Raw genomic sequence first — 15,738 nt, forward strand, 5'->3', positions numbered from 1 at the left:
CTTCCCCCTCGATGGGGGAAGGGCCGGGGTTGGGGGTGGTTGCGGCGGCATGACTTGAAGCGGCGGTGCGGGCTGAACGCGCGGCGTCACCCCCATCCCAACCCTTCCCCCCATCCGCCGACGGGAAGGGCTTTGAGTGGCTGTGGGCGGGGGAGGAAGGTCGGTTGGCATCGCCGCAGCTGAGAACGGCCCCCCTCCGGCCCTCCGGGCCACCTCCCCCAGAGGGGGAGGATCTGCCGATCAGGCCTTCCGGTTCAGTGTGATGGCCGTGGCGTTGTTGGCGTAACCGGCGCCGTGGGCGCTGGGGCCGTAGCCGGCGGCTTGCGGGCGTTGGGCGGCGATCTCGTTGGCGACGGCGCGGACGAGGCCCTCGGTGACGGTCTTGGCGGCGGCGATGGCGCGCGACTGGCGGGCCAGCACGGCGTCGAAGGCCTCGGTGGCGCGCACCAGGCGGCGGCGACGGTCGGGCGTGGCGGCCTGGACCAGGGCGACGTTGCCGCGCACCCGGGCCGACTCGTGGCGATAGACATTGGCCAGCTTGGCCGTCTCCTCGACGTGGCGGGCGGCCTCGTGCGGGCGGCGGGCCTCGAAGGCGGTGGCCTGCTTGGCGATCAGGTCGGTCAGGCGCTCGGTCAGGACGATCAGCTGTTCGACGCGCTCGTCCGAGGGAGAGAGGAGGGCGGAGCTCATCATTGGGCGACCTCCTGCAGGCCCTGCATCTTCAGCATCTCGCGCTGGACGGTGGAGGCTACGCCGATGCCGCCGGCCTTGGTCACTTCCTTGGCCATGGCGTCGGTCAGCAGGGACTTGAACATCTCCTCGCCCTGGCCGCCGCCGAAGGGCTCGGGCGTCTTCACGCCCTCGAACATCGACTGCATCATCACCGACAGGAACGAGGCCTCGAACTTCTGCGCCGTCTCCTTGATCTTGCCGCGCTTGAGCAGCTCGGCGGCCGAGGAGGCGGTGGGACCGGCGCCGGCGGTCAGGCCGGTGATCGGCGGCGAGGCGATCGAGAAGGCGCTCATCACATCACCTCGATGTCGGCTTGCAGGGCGCCGGCGGCCTTCACCGCCTGCAGGATGGTGATCATGTCGCGCGGGGTGACGCCCAGGGCGTTGAGGCCGCCGACCAGGCTCTTGAGCGACGCGCCGCCGCCCAGCGTGATCAGCTTCTTGCCCTTTTCCTCGTCGATGCTGATCGCCGATTGCGGGACGACCGTGGTGCGGCCCTGGCTGAACGGGGCGGGCTGGCTGACGGCCGGGGTCTCCTGGACCGAGATGGTCAGGTTGCCCTGGGCGATGGCCACCTGGCTGATGCGGACGTCGTCGCCCATCACCACCACGCCGTTGACCTCGTCGATGATCACCTTGGCCGGGCCGTCGGGCTCGACTTCCAGGTTCTCGATGGCGGTCACGAAGCTGATCATGTCCATGCCGGCCGGCGAGCGGATGGCGACGATGGTCGGGTTCTGGGCCTGGGCGCAGCCCGGGTACTTCGAATTGATGGCGTCGGCGATGCGGCGCGAGGTGGTGAAGTCGGGGTTGCGCAGCGACAGGCGCAGTTCCGTCATGGCCACCATCTGGAAGCCGGTCTCGCGCTCGACGTCGGCGCCGGCGGCGATGCGGCCGGCGGTCGGCACGCCGCGGCTGATCGAGCTGCCCGAGGCGCCGCCGGCCGAGACGGCGCCGGTCTGCACCTGGCCTTGCGCGACGGCGTAGGTCTGGCCGTCGGCGCCTTGCAGCGCGGTGACCATCAGGGTGCCGCCCTGCAGGCTCTTGGCGTCGCCCATGGCCGAGACGGAGACGTCGATCTTCGCGCCGGCGCCGGCGAAGGCGGGCAGCTTGGCGGTGACCATGACGGCCGCGGCGTTCTTGGCGTTGAGGTTGGCGTCGCGAATGTTGACGCCCTGGCGCTCCAGCAGCGACTCCATGCTCTGCTTGGTCATCGGCGCGTTGCGCAGGCTGTCGCCCGTACCGTTGAGGCCGACGACGATGCCGTAGCCGATCAGGTGGTTATCGCGCACGCCTTCGACGGCGACGATGTCCTTGATCCGCGACTTGGCGGCGGCCGGACCGGCGACGACGACGGCGGCCGCGAGGGCCAGGCCGGCAAGAACGGAGCTGAAAAGTGAACGACGCATGGACTTCCACACCGAGGACGCAATTCCGTCGCGGCCCATGCCAGAACCGGGCCAACGAAAAAGGTGAGGAAAATCAATGATCAGGGCGGGCAAAAACGCCTGCGACAATCCTGTCCGGCAGATTCTGCCCGGCATTAACCATACCGCAAGCGCGCTTCTCGAATATGAGTTCTCATCGGGGAGCGCGACTCCCTATATGTAGGCGTACAAGACCAGCGGTGGAGCGACGGTCGTCATGAAGGTTTCGAGCACGGGAGGCGTGGGCGCGGCTGGCGCATCACGCGCGCGGCCGACGGGCGGCGGGTCCAGCTTTTCGCTGCCCAGCGTCGGTGCGGCCGGCGGCGTCGCCGGAACCGCGGCGGCCGGCGGCCTGGCGGGCGTGGGCTCGCTGGACGCCTTGCTGGCCTTGCAGGCCAACATGGATCCGATGGAGCGCAAGCGCAGGGCGATCCGCCGGGCCGACGACATCCTCGACATCCTCGACGGCCTGAAGATCGCCGTGCTGGACGGGGAGGTTTCCCCCAGCACCATCGACAAGCTCAAGCGGGCCGTTCGCGAGCATCGCGAAGCCGTCGACGATCCGAAATTGCAGAGCCTGCTCAACGAGATCGAGACCCGCGCCGCCGTCGAAGAGGCCAAGCTGGCCGTCATGCGCGGCGCGTGAGGAGCAGCGGGATGGAACCTCTGGCCCTTTCCCGCGATTTTATAGCCCCGGTCGGCGCGGCGAAGCTCGCCGTAAGCGTGAGTCGCCGTCGCCCGCATGGGCGGTCTGCAGGCGCTCGCGCGCCTGAACGCGCCGCTCACGCGACGTTCATTGAACGGGGCTATCGTTTTGGTATAAGCACACCGCCCGCTGAGGGCGGAGTTCATCGGGGCGTGAGGCGTTGATGCAGACGGCCACTGTTCTTAAAGAACCGGACACCTATCGTCCTTCGGACGATGAGCCTTTCATGAACGAGCGTCAGCTTGAATATTTCAAGCAGAAGCTGCTCGGCTGGAAGGAAGAGATCCTCCGCGAATCTCGCGAGACGGTGTCCCATCTTCAGACTGAAACTGAAAACCATGCCGACCTCGCCGACCGGGCGTCGTCGGAAACCGACCGAGCGCTGGAATTGCGGACCCGCGATCGGCAACGGAAACTGATCTCCAAGATCGACCAGGCGTTGCGCCGCGTCGAAGACGGCAGCTACGGCTACTGCGAAGAGACCGGCGAGCCCATCGGCCTGGCCCGTCTCGACGCCCGCCCGACGGCGACCCTGAGCCTCGAGGCCCAGGAACGCCACGAGCGCCGCGAGCGCGTCCACCGCGACGACTGAAGCCCTTTGGGGCCTTCGGGCCCGACTGATGTGTTTCAAGCGGCCTCGCCCGAAAGGGCGGGGCCGTTTTTTTGTCTGCGCGGGCCCCCTCCGGCCCTCCGGGCCACCTCCCCCAGAGGGGGGATCGAGATGCGGTCGCTTCTCCTCCCTCGCGAAGCGGGGGAGGGGGACCACGAAGTGGTGGAGGGGGCGAGACTGGGCGCTGTGCCGGCGGTCGCCCCCTCCGTCACGGCGCGTATCCGCACCGCGCCACCTCCCCCGTTTCTCGGGGGAGGAGTAGGGAGCTGTCGCGGAGCGACTGAGGGGGTGTCAGCCCCGCTTCTCCTCGCCCCGCGCCGTCAGCCAGTACATCACCGGCGTCGCCACCCGCGACAGGACGGTCGAGGTCACGAGACCCCCGATGATGGCGATGGCCAGGGGCGAGTAGAGGCCCGAGCGTTCCAGGGCCAGCGGCAGCAGGCCGCCGATCGCCGTGGCCGAGGTCAGCAGCACCGGCAGGAAGCGCACCTCGCCGGCCTTCTCGATGGCGTCGTGCAGGCTCATCCCCTCGCGCCGCAGCTGTTCGGTGAAGTCGACCAGCAGGATCGAGTTCTTGATCTCGATGCCGATCAGGGCGATCAGGCCGATGGTCGCGGTGAAGGACAGGGAATTGCCGGTCAGCCACAGGGCCGCGGCGGCGCCGAAGATCCCGAACGGGATGATGCCGGCCACCACCAGGGCGGTCTTGAACTTGCGGAACTCCAGGACCAGCACTGCCAGGATCCCGAACACCGCCACCATCACCGCAGCCCCCAGGCCTGCGAAGCTCTCCGACTGGGCCTCGGCCTGGCCGCCCAGGCTCAGCACGTAGCCGGGCGGCATGGGCAGCTCCTTCTGCAGGCGGGCCAGCACTTCCTTGGTGACGTTGTCGGTCAGGTAGCCGGTGCGGACGAAGGCGGTGACGGTCACCGTCCGCTCGCGGTCGAAGCGGTCGATGCGGGCGGGGCTCGACTTCAGGCTGGGCGTGGCGATGGCCGACAGCGGGGCGGCCTCGCCGTCCGCGGTGGGCACGTAGACGCCCGACAGGGCCGACAGGGCGTTGCGGTCGGCGCCGTCGACCTGGCTCATGGGCAGGCGCACCTTCACCGCATAGTCGTCGCCGTCGGCGTCGCGGAAGCGTCCGGTCTCCTCGCCCGACAGCGACAGGCGGGCCACGCGGCGAGCCGCGCCGGCCGGCACGCCCAGGGCGGCGGCCTTGGCCTCGTCGACGCCGAGGTCGAGGTCGGTGCGGTCCAGGCGCACGGGATTGCCGACGTCGCGGGTTCCCGGCGTGCTCTTCAGGACCGCCTCGGCGCGCACGGCCAGGGCCTTGAGCACCTCGAGATTGCGGCCGGTGATGCGCAAGGCCACCGGGGCCTCGATCGGCGGGCCGTTCTCGAACACCTCGACGCTGATCCGCGCGCCGGGATAGCGGGCGAAGTCGGCGCGCAGGCGGTCGAGCAGCTGCTCGCTCTTGCCCGGCTCCCAGCGCTTGAGGCTGACGAACATCTCGCCATAGGTCACCGCGCTCTCGCGCTGGGACTGGTTGTAGAACACCTGCGGATTGCCGCGGCCCAGGTTGGCGGCGCGCCAGACGATGTCGGGCTCCCTGGCCAGGCGCTGGTCGACATAGCGCAGGGCTTCGTCGGTGCGGGCCAGGGACGAGCCGTCGGGCGTGGTGACCCGGACCAGGAACTGCGGCGTCTCGGCGGCAGGGAACAGGCTGGAGCCGGCCGCCTGCAGCAGCGGAACCGCCGTGGCGCAAAGAGCCAGCATAAGGGCCAGCGCCAGCCAGGGCCGCGCCAGGGCGTGGTGCAGCACGGGGCGATAGACGGTGTGGATCACGCGGTTGACCGCCTGCAGCAGGCGGTTGCCCTCGGGATCGGAATGCTTGTCCAGCACCCGGCTGGCCAGGAACGGGATGATGGTCAGCGACACGAACAGGGACGCGCCCACCGTGCACAGCACCGTCACCGGCAGCGAGCGGATATAGGCGCCCGAGCCGGCTGGCAGGGCCATCAGCGGCAGGAAGGCCAGCATCAGGGTGGCCGTGCAGCCGATCACCGCCAGGGCGATCTGGCCCGAGCCGTTGATCGCCGCGGCCGTGCGCGCCTCGCCCTCGCGGATCCGGCGGGCGATGTTTTCGGTGATGACGATGCTGTCGTCGACCAGCAGGCCGAGCGCCAGCACGAAGCCGGCGATCGACAGCTGGTTCAGGGTGAAGCCGAAGGCCTGGATCAAGGAGAGGCCGATCAGCAGGGACAGCGGGATCGACACCATCACCACCAGCCCCGCGCGCGGCCCCAGCGGCAGCAGGGTGATCAGCACCAGCACCAGGGCCAGGCCGAAGTCGCGCAGCAGGTTCTGGAGGCGGTGCTCGACATTGCGGGCCTGCATGAAGCCGCGATCGAGCCTGACCCCGGCCGGCAGCACCTTCTCGTAGTCGTCGAGCACGGCCTCGACGCTCTTGGTGATCTTGCCGACGTCCTGGCCGTCCTTCTGGGTGACGGCGATGAACACCGCGCGCTTGCCGTCGAAGCGGGTGACGTGGGTCGGCTCCTCCTGGGCCCAGGCCACATCGGCGACGTCGCGCACCCGCACCACCTGGCCGCCGACCGAGCGGACAGGGGTGTCCTTGACGGCGTCCAGCGAGCGGAAGGCCCCGCCGGACTTGACGTTGAAGCGCCGGGCGCCGGCCTGGACCGCGCCGATCGGGGCCTCGGCGCCGGCCGCGCGCAGGGCGTCGGCGACGCTTGAGGCGGGCAGCTTCAGGGCTGACAGGCGGGCCAGGTCCAGCGACACCCGCACCTCCGAGGCCGGGGCGCCGTAATAGCGGGTCTGGCGCACGCCGGGCACGCGGTCGAGGCGCTCGGACAGGCGGTCGGCGGCCTTCTCCAGCCGGCGCATGGGCAGGCTGTCGCTGACCAGGGCGACCTGGACGATGGCGACCTCGGTGGTGCGCACCCGCTCGATGTCCAGTCGTTGCAGGCCCGCCGGCAGGCTGCCGCGGATGGCGTTCACCTCGCGCACCACCTGGTCGAACTTGCGCTCGGGATCGACGTCCCAGGTGAAGAATACCCGCACGATCGCCGCCCCGTCGAGGCTGGTGCTCTCGACCTTGTCGATGTTGTCCAGGCCATAGACCGCCGTCTCGATCGGGTCGGCGACCAGCTGCTCCATCTCGGCCGGCTCGGCCCCGGGCAGCACGGCGCGGACGATGACGATGGGGATCGGGAAGTGCGGATCCTCCGACCGCGGCACGGTCAGCAGGGCGTTGACCCCCAGCATGACCAGCAGGCCGAAGGCGACGATGGTGAACTGCCAGCGCTTTACCGCGAAGGCGGCGAGGTTGAGGCTCATTTGCCCGCCGCCCCGCGGACAGGGGCTGCCAGGGCGCGCGGATCCACCACGGCCACCTTTTCGCCGTCGGAGACGAAGCCGGCGCCGGCGGTGATCACCCGGGTTCCGGCGGCGAGGCCCGCCACCAGGGCGTCGTCGCCGTCGAAGCCGCCAAACCGGACATTGACCCGACGGGCCACGGCGCCGTCGAGGCGCAGCACGGCGGCCTTGTCGCCTGAGGCCTCGAGCAGGGCCTCGGCCGGGATGCGGACGAACTCGGCGCGGGCGGCGGCCTGGGCCGAGGCGGGCGCTTGCAGGCGGGCGGCGGCGATCTGGCCGCTCTTCAGCTGCGGCGGAGCCTGGACCTCGATCTCGACGGTGACCGCGCCGGTGCGGGCGTCGGCGGCCTGGCCCAGGCGCGTGACGACGCCGGTCAGGGTCTGGCCGGGCAGGGCGTCGGCGGTGACGGCGGCGCTGGAGCCCAGCGTCACCCGCGCCGCGTCGCGGGCGGGCAGCGGCAGGCGCAGGACGAGCGGACTGGAAAGGTCGGCGACCGTCAGCACCGTCTGGCCGGCGGCGACCACCTCGCCGGCCTGGGCGGTCCGGGCCAGCACCACGCCGGAGACGGGCGAGGACAGCGCCGCCCAGCGCCGGTCGAAGGCCGCGCCGGCATGGGCGGCCTGGGCCGCCTTCAGCGCGCTTTCGGCGTCGTCCAGCCGGGCCTTGGCCACGAAGCCGGTGGAATAGAGCTTGCGGGCCCGGTCGGCGTCGCGGCGGGCGCGCTCCAGGTCGGCGGCGGCCTGGGTCTGGCGGGCGTCGACGCCCGCCGGATCGATGGCGGCTAGCGCCTGTCCGGCCCGCACCGCGTCGCCGGCCTCGACGCTCATGCGGGTCAGGACGCCGGGAATGCGGAACGACAGGGCCATCTCGCGGCGGCGTTGCAAGGCGCCCGAGGCGGTCAGTTCCGAGGCCGCTCCGGGCGCGCCGACCGTGACGGCCTCGACGGCCGGGGGCGGGGCGGCCTGGGGCGTCTGCGCCTTGCCGCCGCAGGCGACCAGCATCAGGCCTGAGCCCAGCGCTAGCGCCGTCAGCAGCACGACGCCTCCATAACCAGCACGCGCCCCGTCCATCGCCCTCGCCCTCATCATCGATCGGTGATAAGTTATCACTGATCGATTATTGTGGGTTGTCAAGGCAGGCCGAACACGGAAAGGAGGGACGATGATCGCGCCGAAAGTCCGTTCCCCCCGCAAGCCCAAGGGCCAGGGCGCCGAGCGCCGTGAGGAGATCCTGGACGCGGCGCTGAAGCTGTTCAGCGCCAAGGGCCTGCACACCGTCTCGACCCGCCAGATCGCCGAGGCGGTTGGCATCTCGCAGCCGGCGCTCTACGCCTATTTCGCCACCAAGGACGACATCACCGCCGAGCTGTGCATCCGCGCCTTCGCGATCCTGGTCGAGCGCATGGAGGCCGCGCGGGCCGACTTCACGCCGACGGCCGAGCGCTTCGAGAAGGCGCTGCGGGTCTATGTCGACTTCGGTCTCGAAAACCCCGACGCCTATCGCGTGGCCTTCATGGTCGAGAAGGGGCTGGACGGGACCTACAAGGAGCGGGTCGGCGACCGGCCGATGATGGCCGGCATCGGGGCCTTCCAGCGCTTCGCCGAGATCGTGGGCGAGGTGCGCGACGCTGGCCTGACCCATGACGACGACGTGCAGCGCATCACCCAGACCCTGTGGGCGGGGCTGCACGGCCTGGTGTCGCTGCTGATCGCCCGCGCCGATTTTCCGTGGGTCGAGCGCGAGGTGCTGATCGCCTGCCACATCTCGCTGCTGCGACGAGGAGCGTTGAAGGGCGTGGCCTGAACGGCATGGGAAGAAGGACGTCCGTTGAACTGAGCGCCTGGGGAGCCTACATCCGCGCCTCGCATTCCCCAGACGAAAGACGCCGACCATGGCCAAGCTGCAGCCCCTGGAAACCTTTTCCCTGCAAGAGACCGAAGACGGCTACCGCCTGCTGGTCTCGGCCGTCGGCGGCGACAACATCTATGTCTCGATCACCTCCGAGCAGATGGACGAGATCATCGACAGCCTCGACACCGCCCTGACGGGCGAGGAAGAGACCGCGGGCGAAGACGCGTTCGACGACGCGGATTGACCAAACTTCCTTCTCCCCTTGCGGGAGAAGGTGTCATCCGAAGGATGACGGATGAGGGGTCTCTCGGAACTTCGACGCTACACCCGATCGTTCGGCCGCTGCGGCGGATCGGGCTTTCGACCCCTCACCCGACCCGCTGCGCGGGCCACCCTCTCCCGCAAGGGGAGAGGGATCAGGCCGCAGCCTTGGCGTTGGTGGGCCGATAGCTGGCCGCGTCCGTGGTGAACTCGGCGTGGCCGTAGCGCTTCAGCAGGCTGCGGATCCGGTGGACCATGGCCGCGTCGGCGACGTGGCGCAGCAGCGGCAGGCGGTCGGCCAGGTCGAAGGCCTTCATCTGCAAGGTGACCAGCAGGGCGACGACGATGAAGGTCGCCTCGTCGGCCGGGGTCACCGCGATGCCCATGCTGGCCGCCCGCTTGCGGTCGCCGCGCATGAAGTGGCGCAGGAAGAAGGCCTTGGCGAAGCGGCGCTCGATGCGGTCGTGCAGGCGGTTGGCGGGGCTTTCGTCCGGCGGCAGGTAGGCGTCGAGCGTGGCGCGGATCAGCGCGCCGCAGGTCTCGTCGTCGAAGCCCCGGCGAAGCGTGCTGTCGCGGGCCGTCATCATCCGCACGATCCCTTCCGGCGTGTCGGCCAGCAGGTCCTGCGGCAGGCCCAGCAGGAAGCAACGATAGCGGGCCAGCTCGACCTTGGCCCGCTCGGCCGGGGTGAACCGGCGGCGGCCCTTGCGCAGCATCTGGAACGACATCAGGAAGATCGGGATCAGCCCGGCCGGCATCTGGTCGACCTGCGGGATCGGCACGCCGTAGACCTCGGCGTTCCAGCGGCCCGAGCGCAAGGCGTTGAAGCGCACCATCGAGTGCATCAGCCGCACCATGGCCGCGGCCTTGAAGCCTTCGCCGTGGCGGTCCAGCGAGCCGGGCAGCAGGGTGGTGGTGAAGAAGGCGGCCGTCTCGTTGACCCGCTTGGCGGCGGTCTCGGCCCCCAGGGTCCCGGTCAGGGCCATGGGCAGGGCCGAATACTTGTTGAGGAAGGTGGCCACGAACGCGCCGCGGATCGCGAAGGGGCCAAGGTGGGCGGCGGCGTTGCGGTCGAGCCGCTGGCCCTCGCGCACCAGGTCCATGTCGATCCAGTCGGGCGTCGCCTCCATCTCGGCGATGAAGGCGGCGAGCTCCGGCGGCGCGTCGGGCACGGCCTCGATCCCGCGCTCGCAGGCGGCGACCAGCATGTCGATCAGCCGGCGAAAGCCGAACTGCGGGATCAGGGCGGCATAGGCGTCGGCGACGATGTCGCCCAGCATGGTGTAGGCCCGCACGCGGTCCAGGTCGTCCTGGCTGACCGACACCCCCAGCGGCTGGCGGTCGCGGGCGACGGCGAAGGCGGGGTCTTCGGTGAAGCGCTCGGGCGTGCGGTCGAAATCGATCTTGCCGTAGAAGCCCGGCAGCAGGGTCTTCTGCGAGGCGACGCGGGCGCGGACTTCGTCGATGGGACGGATCATCTGGGCTCCTTCCGGTCTGCTCCCGGGGGAGGGACCTCTATTCTTGCCCTCAAGCGTATGTAAGCATTGCTCATGTTCCTACTCGCCTTGCCTTTTGACCTGGCGAGTGTGCGGAGGTCGATGGCAAGTGACTGAAAAGAAAAGGCGATCGCCGAGCCAGGGACGGGCGCAGGCCACGGTCGACGCCATTCTCGACGCAGCCTTTCAGCTTCTGGAGAGCGGCGGGCCCGAGCGGCTGACCACCAATCACGTGGCCGAGCGGGCGGGTGTCAGCGTCGGCACGGTCTACCAGTACTTCGCCGACAAGCAGGACATCCTGGCCGCCCTGGCCCAGAGGCGGACCAGCGCGGTGCGCGACACGATCGCCCAGACCCTGATCGAGCGGCCGGACCTGGGCAGCGTTCGGCCGATCGTGCGGGCGCTGATGAACGGCTTCGAGGGCTCGCCCGCTACCCGCCAGGCGCTGCTGGGGGCCATGTTCCATCGCGGCGACGCGGTGCTGGAAGAGCATCACCAGGCCTTCCTGGCCTCGATCGCCGGCAAGGCCCGGTTGCAGATCGACCTGACCCCGGAGTCGGCCTTCGTCCTGACCCACGCCGCCGTCGGCCTGCTGCGGGCGGCGGCGGCCGAGCCGGGGCTGGCGCTGGATCCGCAGGCGCTGGAGGACGAGCTGGTGCGGCTGATGGAGGCCTACATCTCGGCCTTGGTGGCCCTGCGTGGTCCTCGTCCTTCGACAAGCTCAGGATGAGGACCAAGGCTGGCGCTGCGGGTCATTCGAAAACCTCACCCTGAGCTCGTCGAAGGGCGGGGTTTTCGCGTCCCTCGAGGCCTTCCCTTGCCACGCTTGCGCTCCGGGTCCAGACGGAAGGCGTCGTCGGCACGGCGACTCGTCAAAGGGCCTGGCGATGCATTCCGATCTCGACACCGACGCGGCCGCCGCGCGGGCGCTGTTCCAATCGCTGGAGGGCATGGAGGGGCTGAGCCGTCCCGAGCCGGCCCCGGCGCAGAAGGCCAAGGAGCGGTTTCCCGGCCAGGCGGCGCTGATCAAGCTCTATCCCGGCGTGCTGGTCGCCGGGACCATCGCCCTGGCCTCGACCTGGCTGTCGCAGCACTATGGCGCGCCGGTGATGCTGTTCGCGCTGCTGCTGGGCATGACCTTCCACTTCCTGCACCAGGAGGGGCGCTGCATCCCGGGCATCGAGTTCTCGTCCAAGGCCATACTGCGGTTCGGCGTCGCCCTGCTGGGCGCGCGGATCACGGCGAGCCAGATCCTCAGCCTGGGCGTCACCCCGATCGTGACGGTGGTCATCGCGGTGGTCTCGACGATCCTCCTGGGCGCGTTCCTTTCGAAGCGGATGGGCCTGCGCCAGGGCTTCGGGGTGCTGTCGGGCGGGGCGGTCGGCATCTGCGGGGCCTCGGCGGCCCTGGCCATCGCGTCGGTGCTGCCGCGCGACAAGGACGGCGAGCGCGACACCATCCTGACGGTGGTGGTGGTCACGGCCCTGTCGACCATCGCCATGATCACCTATCCGCTGCTGACAGCGGCCCTGCATCTGGACCAGACCAAGGCCGGGGTGTTCCTGGGCGGCACGATCCACGACGTGGCCCAGGTGGTCGGGGCCGGCTACATGATCTCGCCGCACACCGGCGACGTGGCGACCTATGTGAAGCTGCTGCGGGTGTCGATGCTGCTGCCGGTGGTGTTCGTCATCGCCTTCCTGGCCGCGCGGATGCTGCCGGGCGGCAGCGGCGGGGCGAAACCCCAATTGCCGCTGTTCCTGGTGGCCTTCGCCGCCCTGGTGGCGGTCAACAGCCTGGGTTGGCTGCCCAAGGCCGGCGCCGACGCGGCCACCGAGGTCAGCCGCTGGTGCCTGGTCACCGCGATCGCGGGCCTTGGCATGAAGACCTCGTTCAAGGACGTGATGACCGCCGGCTGGCGGCCCGTGGCGCTGATGGTGGTCGAGACGGCGTGGATCGCCGGCGTGGTGCTGGTGGCGGTGGAGTGGTTTCTGTGACCGCCTGACGGCGGCCCCCTCCGGCCCTCCGGGCCACCTCCCCCAAAGGGGGAGGATCTTGAGCGCCTAGATGCTCCCCCTCTGGGGGAGCTGTCGCGAAGCGACTGAGGGGGTCAGCGCGCCGCCACCTGCGTCGCTCTCGCCAGGGCCTGGACCACCACCGGCGCCAGGTTGGCGGCGATGACCCGCGCGCCCTCGGCGTTCGGGTGGATGCCGTCGCTCTGCATATAGCGGCGCGAGCCGCCGATGCCGGCCAGCAGGTTGGGCAGCAGGGGGGCTGCGAAGTCGCGGGCCAGGTCGGTGTAGACGGCGTTGAAGCGGCGGGCGTAGTCGGCGCCGAGCAGGGCCGGGGCGTTGATGCCGGCGATGGCGGCCGGGATCCGCCGCTCGCGCAGCCGGGTCAGGATGGCGCGCAGGTTGGCCCGGGTGGCCTCGGGACGCAGGCCTTGCAGCAGGTCGTTGCCGCCCAGGGCCACGACGCAGACGGCGGTGTCGCCGCCCAGCGCGCCTTCGAGGCGCGAGAGGCCGCCGGCGCTGGTGTCGCCGTTGCGGCCGGCGGCGCGAACCTGGACGTTGAGGCCACGCGCCGCCAGCACGGCTTGAAGGCGAGCGGGCATGGCCTCGCCCTGGCGAACGCCGAGGCCAGCGGTGATCGAGTCGCCCAGCACCGTGACCACCGGTGGGCGCGGCGGTGCGATCACGCGCGGCGCGGCCAGCGCGGCGCCGGCGGGGAGGGTGAGCAGGCCGGCCAGGATCTCGCGCCGGCCCCAATTCGGGTCCTTCAGGATGTGAGCGTCAGCGAACTTCATTCTTCCTAGGTAGTAAGCCTTTCAGGCCGGGTTGAGGCGTCGGCGCCCCCTGATCGAGCGGTTGTGATCCGTCTTGAGGAAGGCTTGAGATCGGCACGCCGGGCAGGGGCGGCTCGCCGGTCCATTCCCAGTGCCAGGGCTCGAACACGTAGTTGACGAAGCCGAAGCGGCCGGCGTTGCGCACCATCCAGCGATAGACGTCCGAGCGGGCCATGGCGCGGCGGTTGTCGTCGGCGCTGGAGTCGGGGCCGTGGCCGGGGGCGGCGATGAAGACGTCCATGGCCAGGCCCGTGCGGTGGGCCGAGCAGATGGTGCGGGTCACCCCCTGGCAGTTGTTGTCGCGGGCGCAGCGGGCGGCGTCGGCGGCCGGATCGCGGAAGGCCGAGAAGATGGTCAGCACGCGCGGGTCGCGGTCGGTGACGACGCCGTCCTTGCGCGCCGCCTCGACCATCCGGCGATAGGCCTCCAGCGCGCCGGGGCGCAGCTGGATCGTCTTGCCGCCGTAGGCCTCCTCGGGCTTGGCCGTCGACAGGCTCGCCACGGCGGGAGCGTTGGGGCATTCGCCGCGCGCATTGATGGCCGCGAAGGGACGGGCCAGCGTCCAGCGGGTCTTCATGGCGTCGAAGGTGGGTGCGTCCAGCACGCCGGTCTGAGGCAGGCCGTGGCCCGCCTGCCAGCGGGCGAGGGCGGCGGCGAAGCGGGGCGTGCCCGGGCCGCAGGCGGTGGCCAGCTCGGCGCCGATGCGCGGGGCGTAGATGACCCAGCCGGTCTCGGTCCGTCCGAACGGGGCCCATGACAGGGTGTTGAGGCTGGCGGCGTTGGCTTCCGCGGCGCCGGCCGGAGCGGCGGCCTCGCAGGTCTCGTCGAGCGGCAGGGGAGACAGCGGGGCCGACGGCGGATCGTTGGAGGGCACGTACTGCGCGGCCGGCTCGAACGGGGTCTCGTCGCCGGTGGGCGGGTCGGCGGGCGGCGGACCCGATGTCGGCCAGGCCAGCCACGCGCCGACCCCCGCGCAGCCGGCCAGCAGCAGGACCAGCAGGGTCAGCCCCAGCCGCCGGCCGCGTCGCCGCGCCTTCGTTCCCTTCCGCCATCGTGAAGCCAAGCGCACCCGCCTTTCGGAACTTCGCCATGGCTCAAGGCTTGAGAACGGCAAGACGTTCCTCGTGCGTGGAGTATGCGATGCCTTCGACCTTCCGTCTCGCGGCCCTGATGGCCGGATGCGCCCTGGCCGCGGCCGCCTGCTCGAAGGGCGAGGACAAGGCTGAGGCGCCGCCGCCCGCCGCGGCCGGCGCGCAGCAGCCGAAGGCCGCCCCGGCCGCCAACGGCCGCTCGCCCCTGGCCCAGGCGGTGGAAGCGGCCGGGCCGCAGGACGCCCCGCCCGCCGATCCTTCGATGATCGCGCCGTCGCTGGTGCGGGTGCAGGTGCTGCTCGACCGGGCCCGGTTCTCGCCCGGCTCCATCGACGGGGTGACGGGCACGAACCTGCGGCTGGCCATCGAGGCCTTCCAGCAGGCCCGGGGCCTCACGGTCGACGGCCAGGTGACGCCGGACCTGTGGAAGGCGCTGATCGAGGCCGACGGCGGGCCGGTGCTGACCGACTACGTGATCACCCCGGAGGACGTGAAGGGGCCGTTCGTCAAATCGATCCCCAAGGACGACTACGAGGCGATGGCGAAACTGCCGGCGCTCTCCTACACCGGCCCGCTGGAGGCCCTGGCCGAGCGTTTCCACATGGATGAGGCGCTGCTGCAGGCCCTCAACCCCGGCGCGGACTTCACCAAGGCCGGCGCGAAGATCGCGGTGGTCGCCCTGGGACCGGCCGAGCTGCCGGCGCGGGTGACGCGGATCGAGATCGACAAGGGCGTCGGCCAGGTGCGGGCCTTCGACGCCCAGGACGTGCTGCAGGCGGTCTATCCGGCCACGGTGGGCAGCACCGAGCGCCCGGCCCCGAGCGGCGAGCTAGCGGTCAACACCGTCGCCCCGCGCCCGACCTACACCTACGACCCCTCGCGCCTGACCTTCGGCAAGCCCAAGGGCAAGCTGACCATCAAGGCGGGTCCCAACAACCCGGTCGGCGGCACCTGGATCGACCTGACCAAGGACACCTACGGCATCCACGGCACGCCCGATCCCAAGCTGGTCAACAAGCGCGCCTCGCACGGCTGCGTGCGCCTGACCAACTGGGACGCGGCGCAACTGGGCAAGGCGGTCGAGAAGGGGGCCAAGGTGGTGTTCATGGGCGAGGAGGCGAGGGCGGGATAGGGCCCCCTCCGGCCCTCCGGGCCACCTCCCCCAGAGGGGGAGGATCTGGATGCTCCCCTTCTGGGGGAGCTGTCGCGGAGCGACTGAGGGGGAGCGCGCATCGCGCGCTTTCTTGCCGTTAATGCGTTGTTGCGTCGCAGCATGTGAGCTTGATTTGACAACGTTGTCATCATATATGGCCGGCGTCGG

Annotated in this window: 15 protein-coding genes; 7 read left to right on the forward strand and 8 right to left on the reverse strand. The window is 70.6% G+C overall.

The genetic code is table 11. From position 1 onward, the window contains the following. Positions 1-240: 240 nt before the first annotated feature. From SGCZBJ_RS14525 to SGCZBJ_RS14535, 3 genes are read right to left on the reverse strand one after another with little or no spacing between them, the layout of a single operon-like run. On the reverse strand, positions 241-690 hold the full coding sequence (locus SGCZBJ_RS14525) for a flagellar basal body protein (RefSeq protein WP_101718713.1): 450 nt from the start codon (positions 688-690) through the stop codon (positions 241-243). Continuing rightward, complete coding sequence (locus SGCZBJ_RS14530; protein WP_101718714.1) at positions 690-1,025, reverse strand: rod-binding protein; 336 nt, start codon at positions 1,023-1,025, stop codon at positions 690-692. Before SGCZBJ_RS14530 ends, SGCZBJ_RS14525 begins: the two co-directional genes overlap by 1 nt. Then, the gene (locus SGCZBJ_RS14535; protein WP_101718715.1) at positions 1,025-2,140 is read right to left on the reverse strand and encodes a flagellar basal body P-ring protein FlgI; all 1,116 of its coding nucleotides are present in this window, start codon (positions 2,138-2,140) and stop codon (positions 1,025-1,027) included. The genes SGCZBJ_RS14530 and SGCZBJ_RS14535 overlap by 1 nt, the downstream gene beginning before the upstream one ends. Positions 2,141-2,375: 235 nt before the next feature. On the opposite strand from SGCZBJ_RS14535, the gene fliX reads away from it, so the two are divergent. Next, entirely contained in the window at positions 2,376-2,804 is a 429-nt protein-coding gene (fliX, locus tag SGCZBJ_RS14540) for a flagellar assembly regulator FliX (RefSeq protein ID WP_101718716.1), read from the forward strand. Between the two features lie 223 nt (positions 2,805-3,027). After that, positions 3,028-3,456 carry an RNA polymerase-binding protein DksA gene (gene dksA, locus SGCZBJ_RS14545; RefSeq protein ID WP_058346549.1) on the forward strand — a complete coding sequence of 143 codons (429 nt, stop codon included), beginning with the start codon at positions 3,028-3,030 and terminating at the stop codon, positions 3,454-3,456. Positions 3,457-3,765: 309 nt separating this feature from the next. Here the strand turns inward: dksA and SGCZBJ_RS14550 are convergent, their stop codons facing one another. After that, on the reverse strand, positions 3,766-6,834 hold the full coding sequence (locus SGCZBJ_RS14550; protein ID WP_101718717.1) for an efflux RND transporter permease subunit: 3,069 nt from the start codon (positions 6,832-6,834) through the stop codon (positions 3,766-3,768). Next, entirely contained in the window at positions 6,831-7,910 is a 1,080-nt protein-coding gene (locus SGCZBJ_RS14555; RefSeq protein ID WP_338065459.1) for an efflux RND transporter periplasmic adaptor subunit, read from the reverse strand. The genes SGCZBJ_RS14550 and SGCZBJ_RS14555 overlap by 4 nt, the downstream gene beginning before the upstream one ends. Positions 7,911-8,034: 124 nt before the next feature. Between SGCZBJ_RS14555 and SGCZBJ_RS14560 the strand changes: the two genes are divergently transcribed. Both SGCZBJ_RS14560 and SGCZBJ_RS14565 read left to right on the forward strand, forming a co-directional pair. Continuing rightward, a complete protein-coding gene (locus SGCZBJ_RS14560; protein ID WP_101718718.1) occupies positions 8,035-8,676 on the forward strand; it encodes a TetR/AcrR family transcriptional regulator in 642 nt (213 codons plus the stop codon). An 88-nt stretch (positions 8,677-8,764) separates the two neighbouring features. Next, a complete protein-coding gene (locus SGCZBJ_RS14565) occupies positions 8,765-8,968 on the forward strand; it encodes a hypothetical protein (protein WP_101718719.1) in 204 nt (67 codons plus the stop codon). Between the two features lie 172 nt (positions 8,969-9,140). Here SGCZBJ_RS14565 and SGCZBJ_RS14570 read toward each other — a convergent pair whose 3' ends face one another. Then, entirely contained in the window at positions 9,141-10,463 is a 1,323-nt protein-coding gene (locus tag SGCZBJ_RS14570; protein ID WP_101718720.1) for an oxygenase MpaB family protein, read from the reverse strand. Positions 10,464-10,590: 127 nt separating this feature from the next. Here SGCZBJ_RS14570 and SGCZBJ_RS14575 point away from each other — a divergent pair, with 127 nt between their 5' ends. Beyond that, the gene (locus tag SGCZBJ_RS14575; protein ID WP_101718721.1) at positions 10,591-11,211 is read left to right on the forward strand and encodes a TetR/AcrR family transcriptional regulator; all 621 of its coding nucleotides are present in this window, start codon (positions 10,591-10,593) and stop codon (positions 11,209-11,211) included. A gap of 157 nt (positions 11,212-11,368) precedes the next feature. After that, complete coding sequence (locus SGCZBJ_RS14580; RefSeq protein ID WP_101718722.1) at positions 11,369-12,478, forward strand: YeiH family protein; 1,110 nt, start codon at positions 11,369-11,371, stop codon at positions 12,476-12,478. 113 nt (positions 12,479-12,591) lie between these two features. On the opposite strand, the gene SGCZBJ_RS14590 is transcribed toward SGCZBJ_RS14580, so the two are convergent. After that, a complete protein-coding gene (locus SGCZBJ_RS14590; RefSeq protein WP_101718723.1) occupies positions 12,592-13,287 on the reverse strand; it encodes an arylesterase in 696 nt (231 codons plus the stop codon). Next, the gene (locus tag SGCZBJ_RS14595; protein WP_240621514.1) at positions 13,274-14,389 is read right to left on the reverse strand and encodes a M15 family metallopeptidase; all 1,116 of its coding nucleotides are present in this window, start codon (positions 14,387-14,389) and stop codon (positions 13,274-13,276) included. Before SGCZBJ_RS14595 ends, SGCZBJ_RS14590 begins: the two co-directional genes overlap by 14 nt. A gap of 77 nt (positions 14,390-14,466) precedes the next feature. Here SGCZBJ_RS14595 and SGCZBJ_RS14600 point away from each other — a divergent pair, with 77 nt between their 5' ends. Then, the gene (locus tag SGCZBJ_RS14600; RefSeq protein WP_101718724.1) at positions 14,467-15,549 is read left to right on the forward strand and encodes a L,D-transpeptidase family protein; all 1,083 of its coding nucleotides are present in this window, start codon (positions 14,467-14,469) and stop codon (positions 15,547-15,549) included. The last annotated feature ends 189 nt before the right edge of the window (positions 15,550-15,738 follow it).

Origin of the sequence: Caulobacter zeae, assembly GCF_002858925.1 — a bacterium.
GTDB lineage: Bacteria > Pseudomonadota > Alphaproteobacteria > Caulobacterales > Caulobacteraceae > Caulobacter > Caulobacter zeae.

Coding starts and splice junctions, on each gene's coding strand:
- SGCZBJ_RS14560 (WP_101718718.1), top strand. CDS start 8,035: ATGATCGCGCCGAAAGTCCGTTCCCCCCGCAAGCCCAAGGGCCAGGGC.
- SGCZBJ_RS14525 (WP_101718713.1), bottom strand. CDS start 690: ATGAGCTCCGCCCTCCTCTCTCCCTCGGACGAGCGCGTCGAACAGCTG.
- SGCZBJ_RS14600 (WP_101718724.1), top strand. CDS start 14,467: ATGCCTTCGACCTTCCGTCTCGCGGCCCTGATGGCCGGATGCGCCCTG.
- fliX (WP_101718716.1), top strand. CDS start 2,376: ATGAAGGTTTCGAGCACGGGAGGCGTGGGCGCGGCTGGCGCATCACGC.
- SGCZBJ_RS14530 (WP_101718714.1), bottom strand. CDS start 1,025: ATGAGCGCCTTCTCGATCGCCTCGCCGCCGATCACCGGCCTGACCGCC.
- SGCZBJ_RS14565 (WP_101718719.1), top strand. CDS start 8,765: ATGGCCAAGCTGCAGCCCCTGGAAACCTTTTCCCTGCAAGAGACCGAA.
- dksA (WP_058346549.1), top strand. CDS start 3,028: ATGCAGACGGCCACTGTTCTTAAAGAACCGGACACCTATCGTCCTTCG.
- SGCZBJ_RS14580 (WP_101718722.1), top strand. CDS start 11,369: ATGCATTCCGATCTCGACACCGACGCGGCCGCCGCGCGGGCGCTGTTC.
- SGCZBJ_RS14550 (WP_101718717.1), bottom strand. CDS start 6,834: ATGAGCCTCAACCTCGCCGCCTTCGCGGTAAAGCGCTGGCAGTTCACC.
- SGCZBJ_RS14570 (WP_101718720.1), bottom strand. CDS start 10,463: ATGATCCGTCCCATCGACGAAGTCCGCGCCCGCGTCGCCTCGCAGAAG.
- SGCZBJ_RS14590 (WP_101718723.1), bottom strand. CDS start 13,287: ATGAAGTTCGCTGACGCTCACATCCTGAAGGACCCGAATTGGGGCCGG.
- SGCZBJ_RS14535 (WP_101718715.1), bottom strand. CDS start 2,140: ATGCGTCGTTCACTTTTCAGCTCCGTTCTTGCCGGCCTGGCCCTCGCG.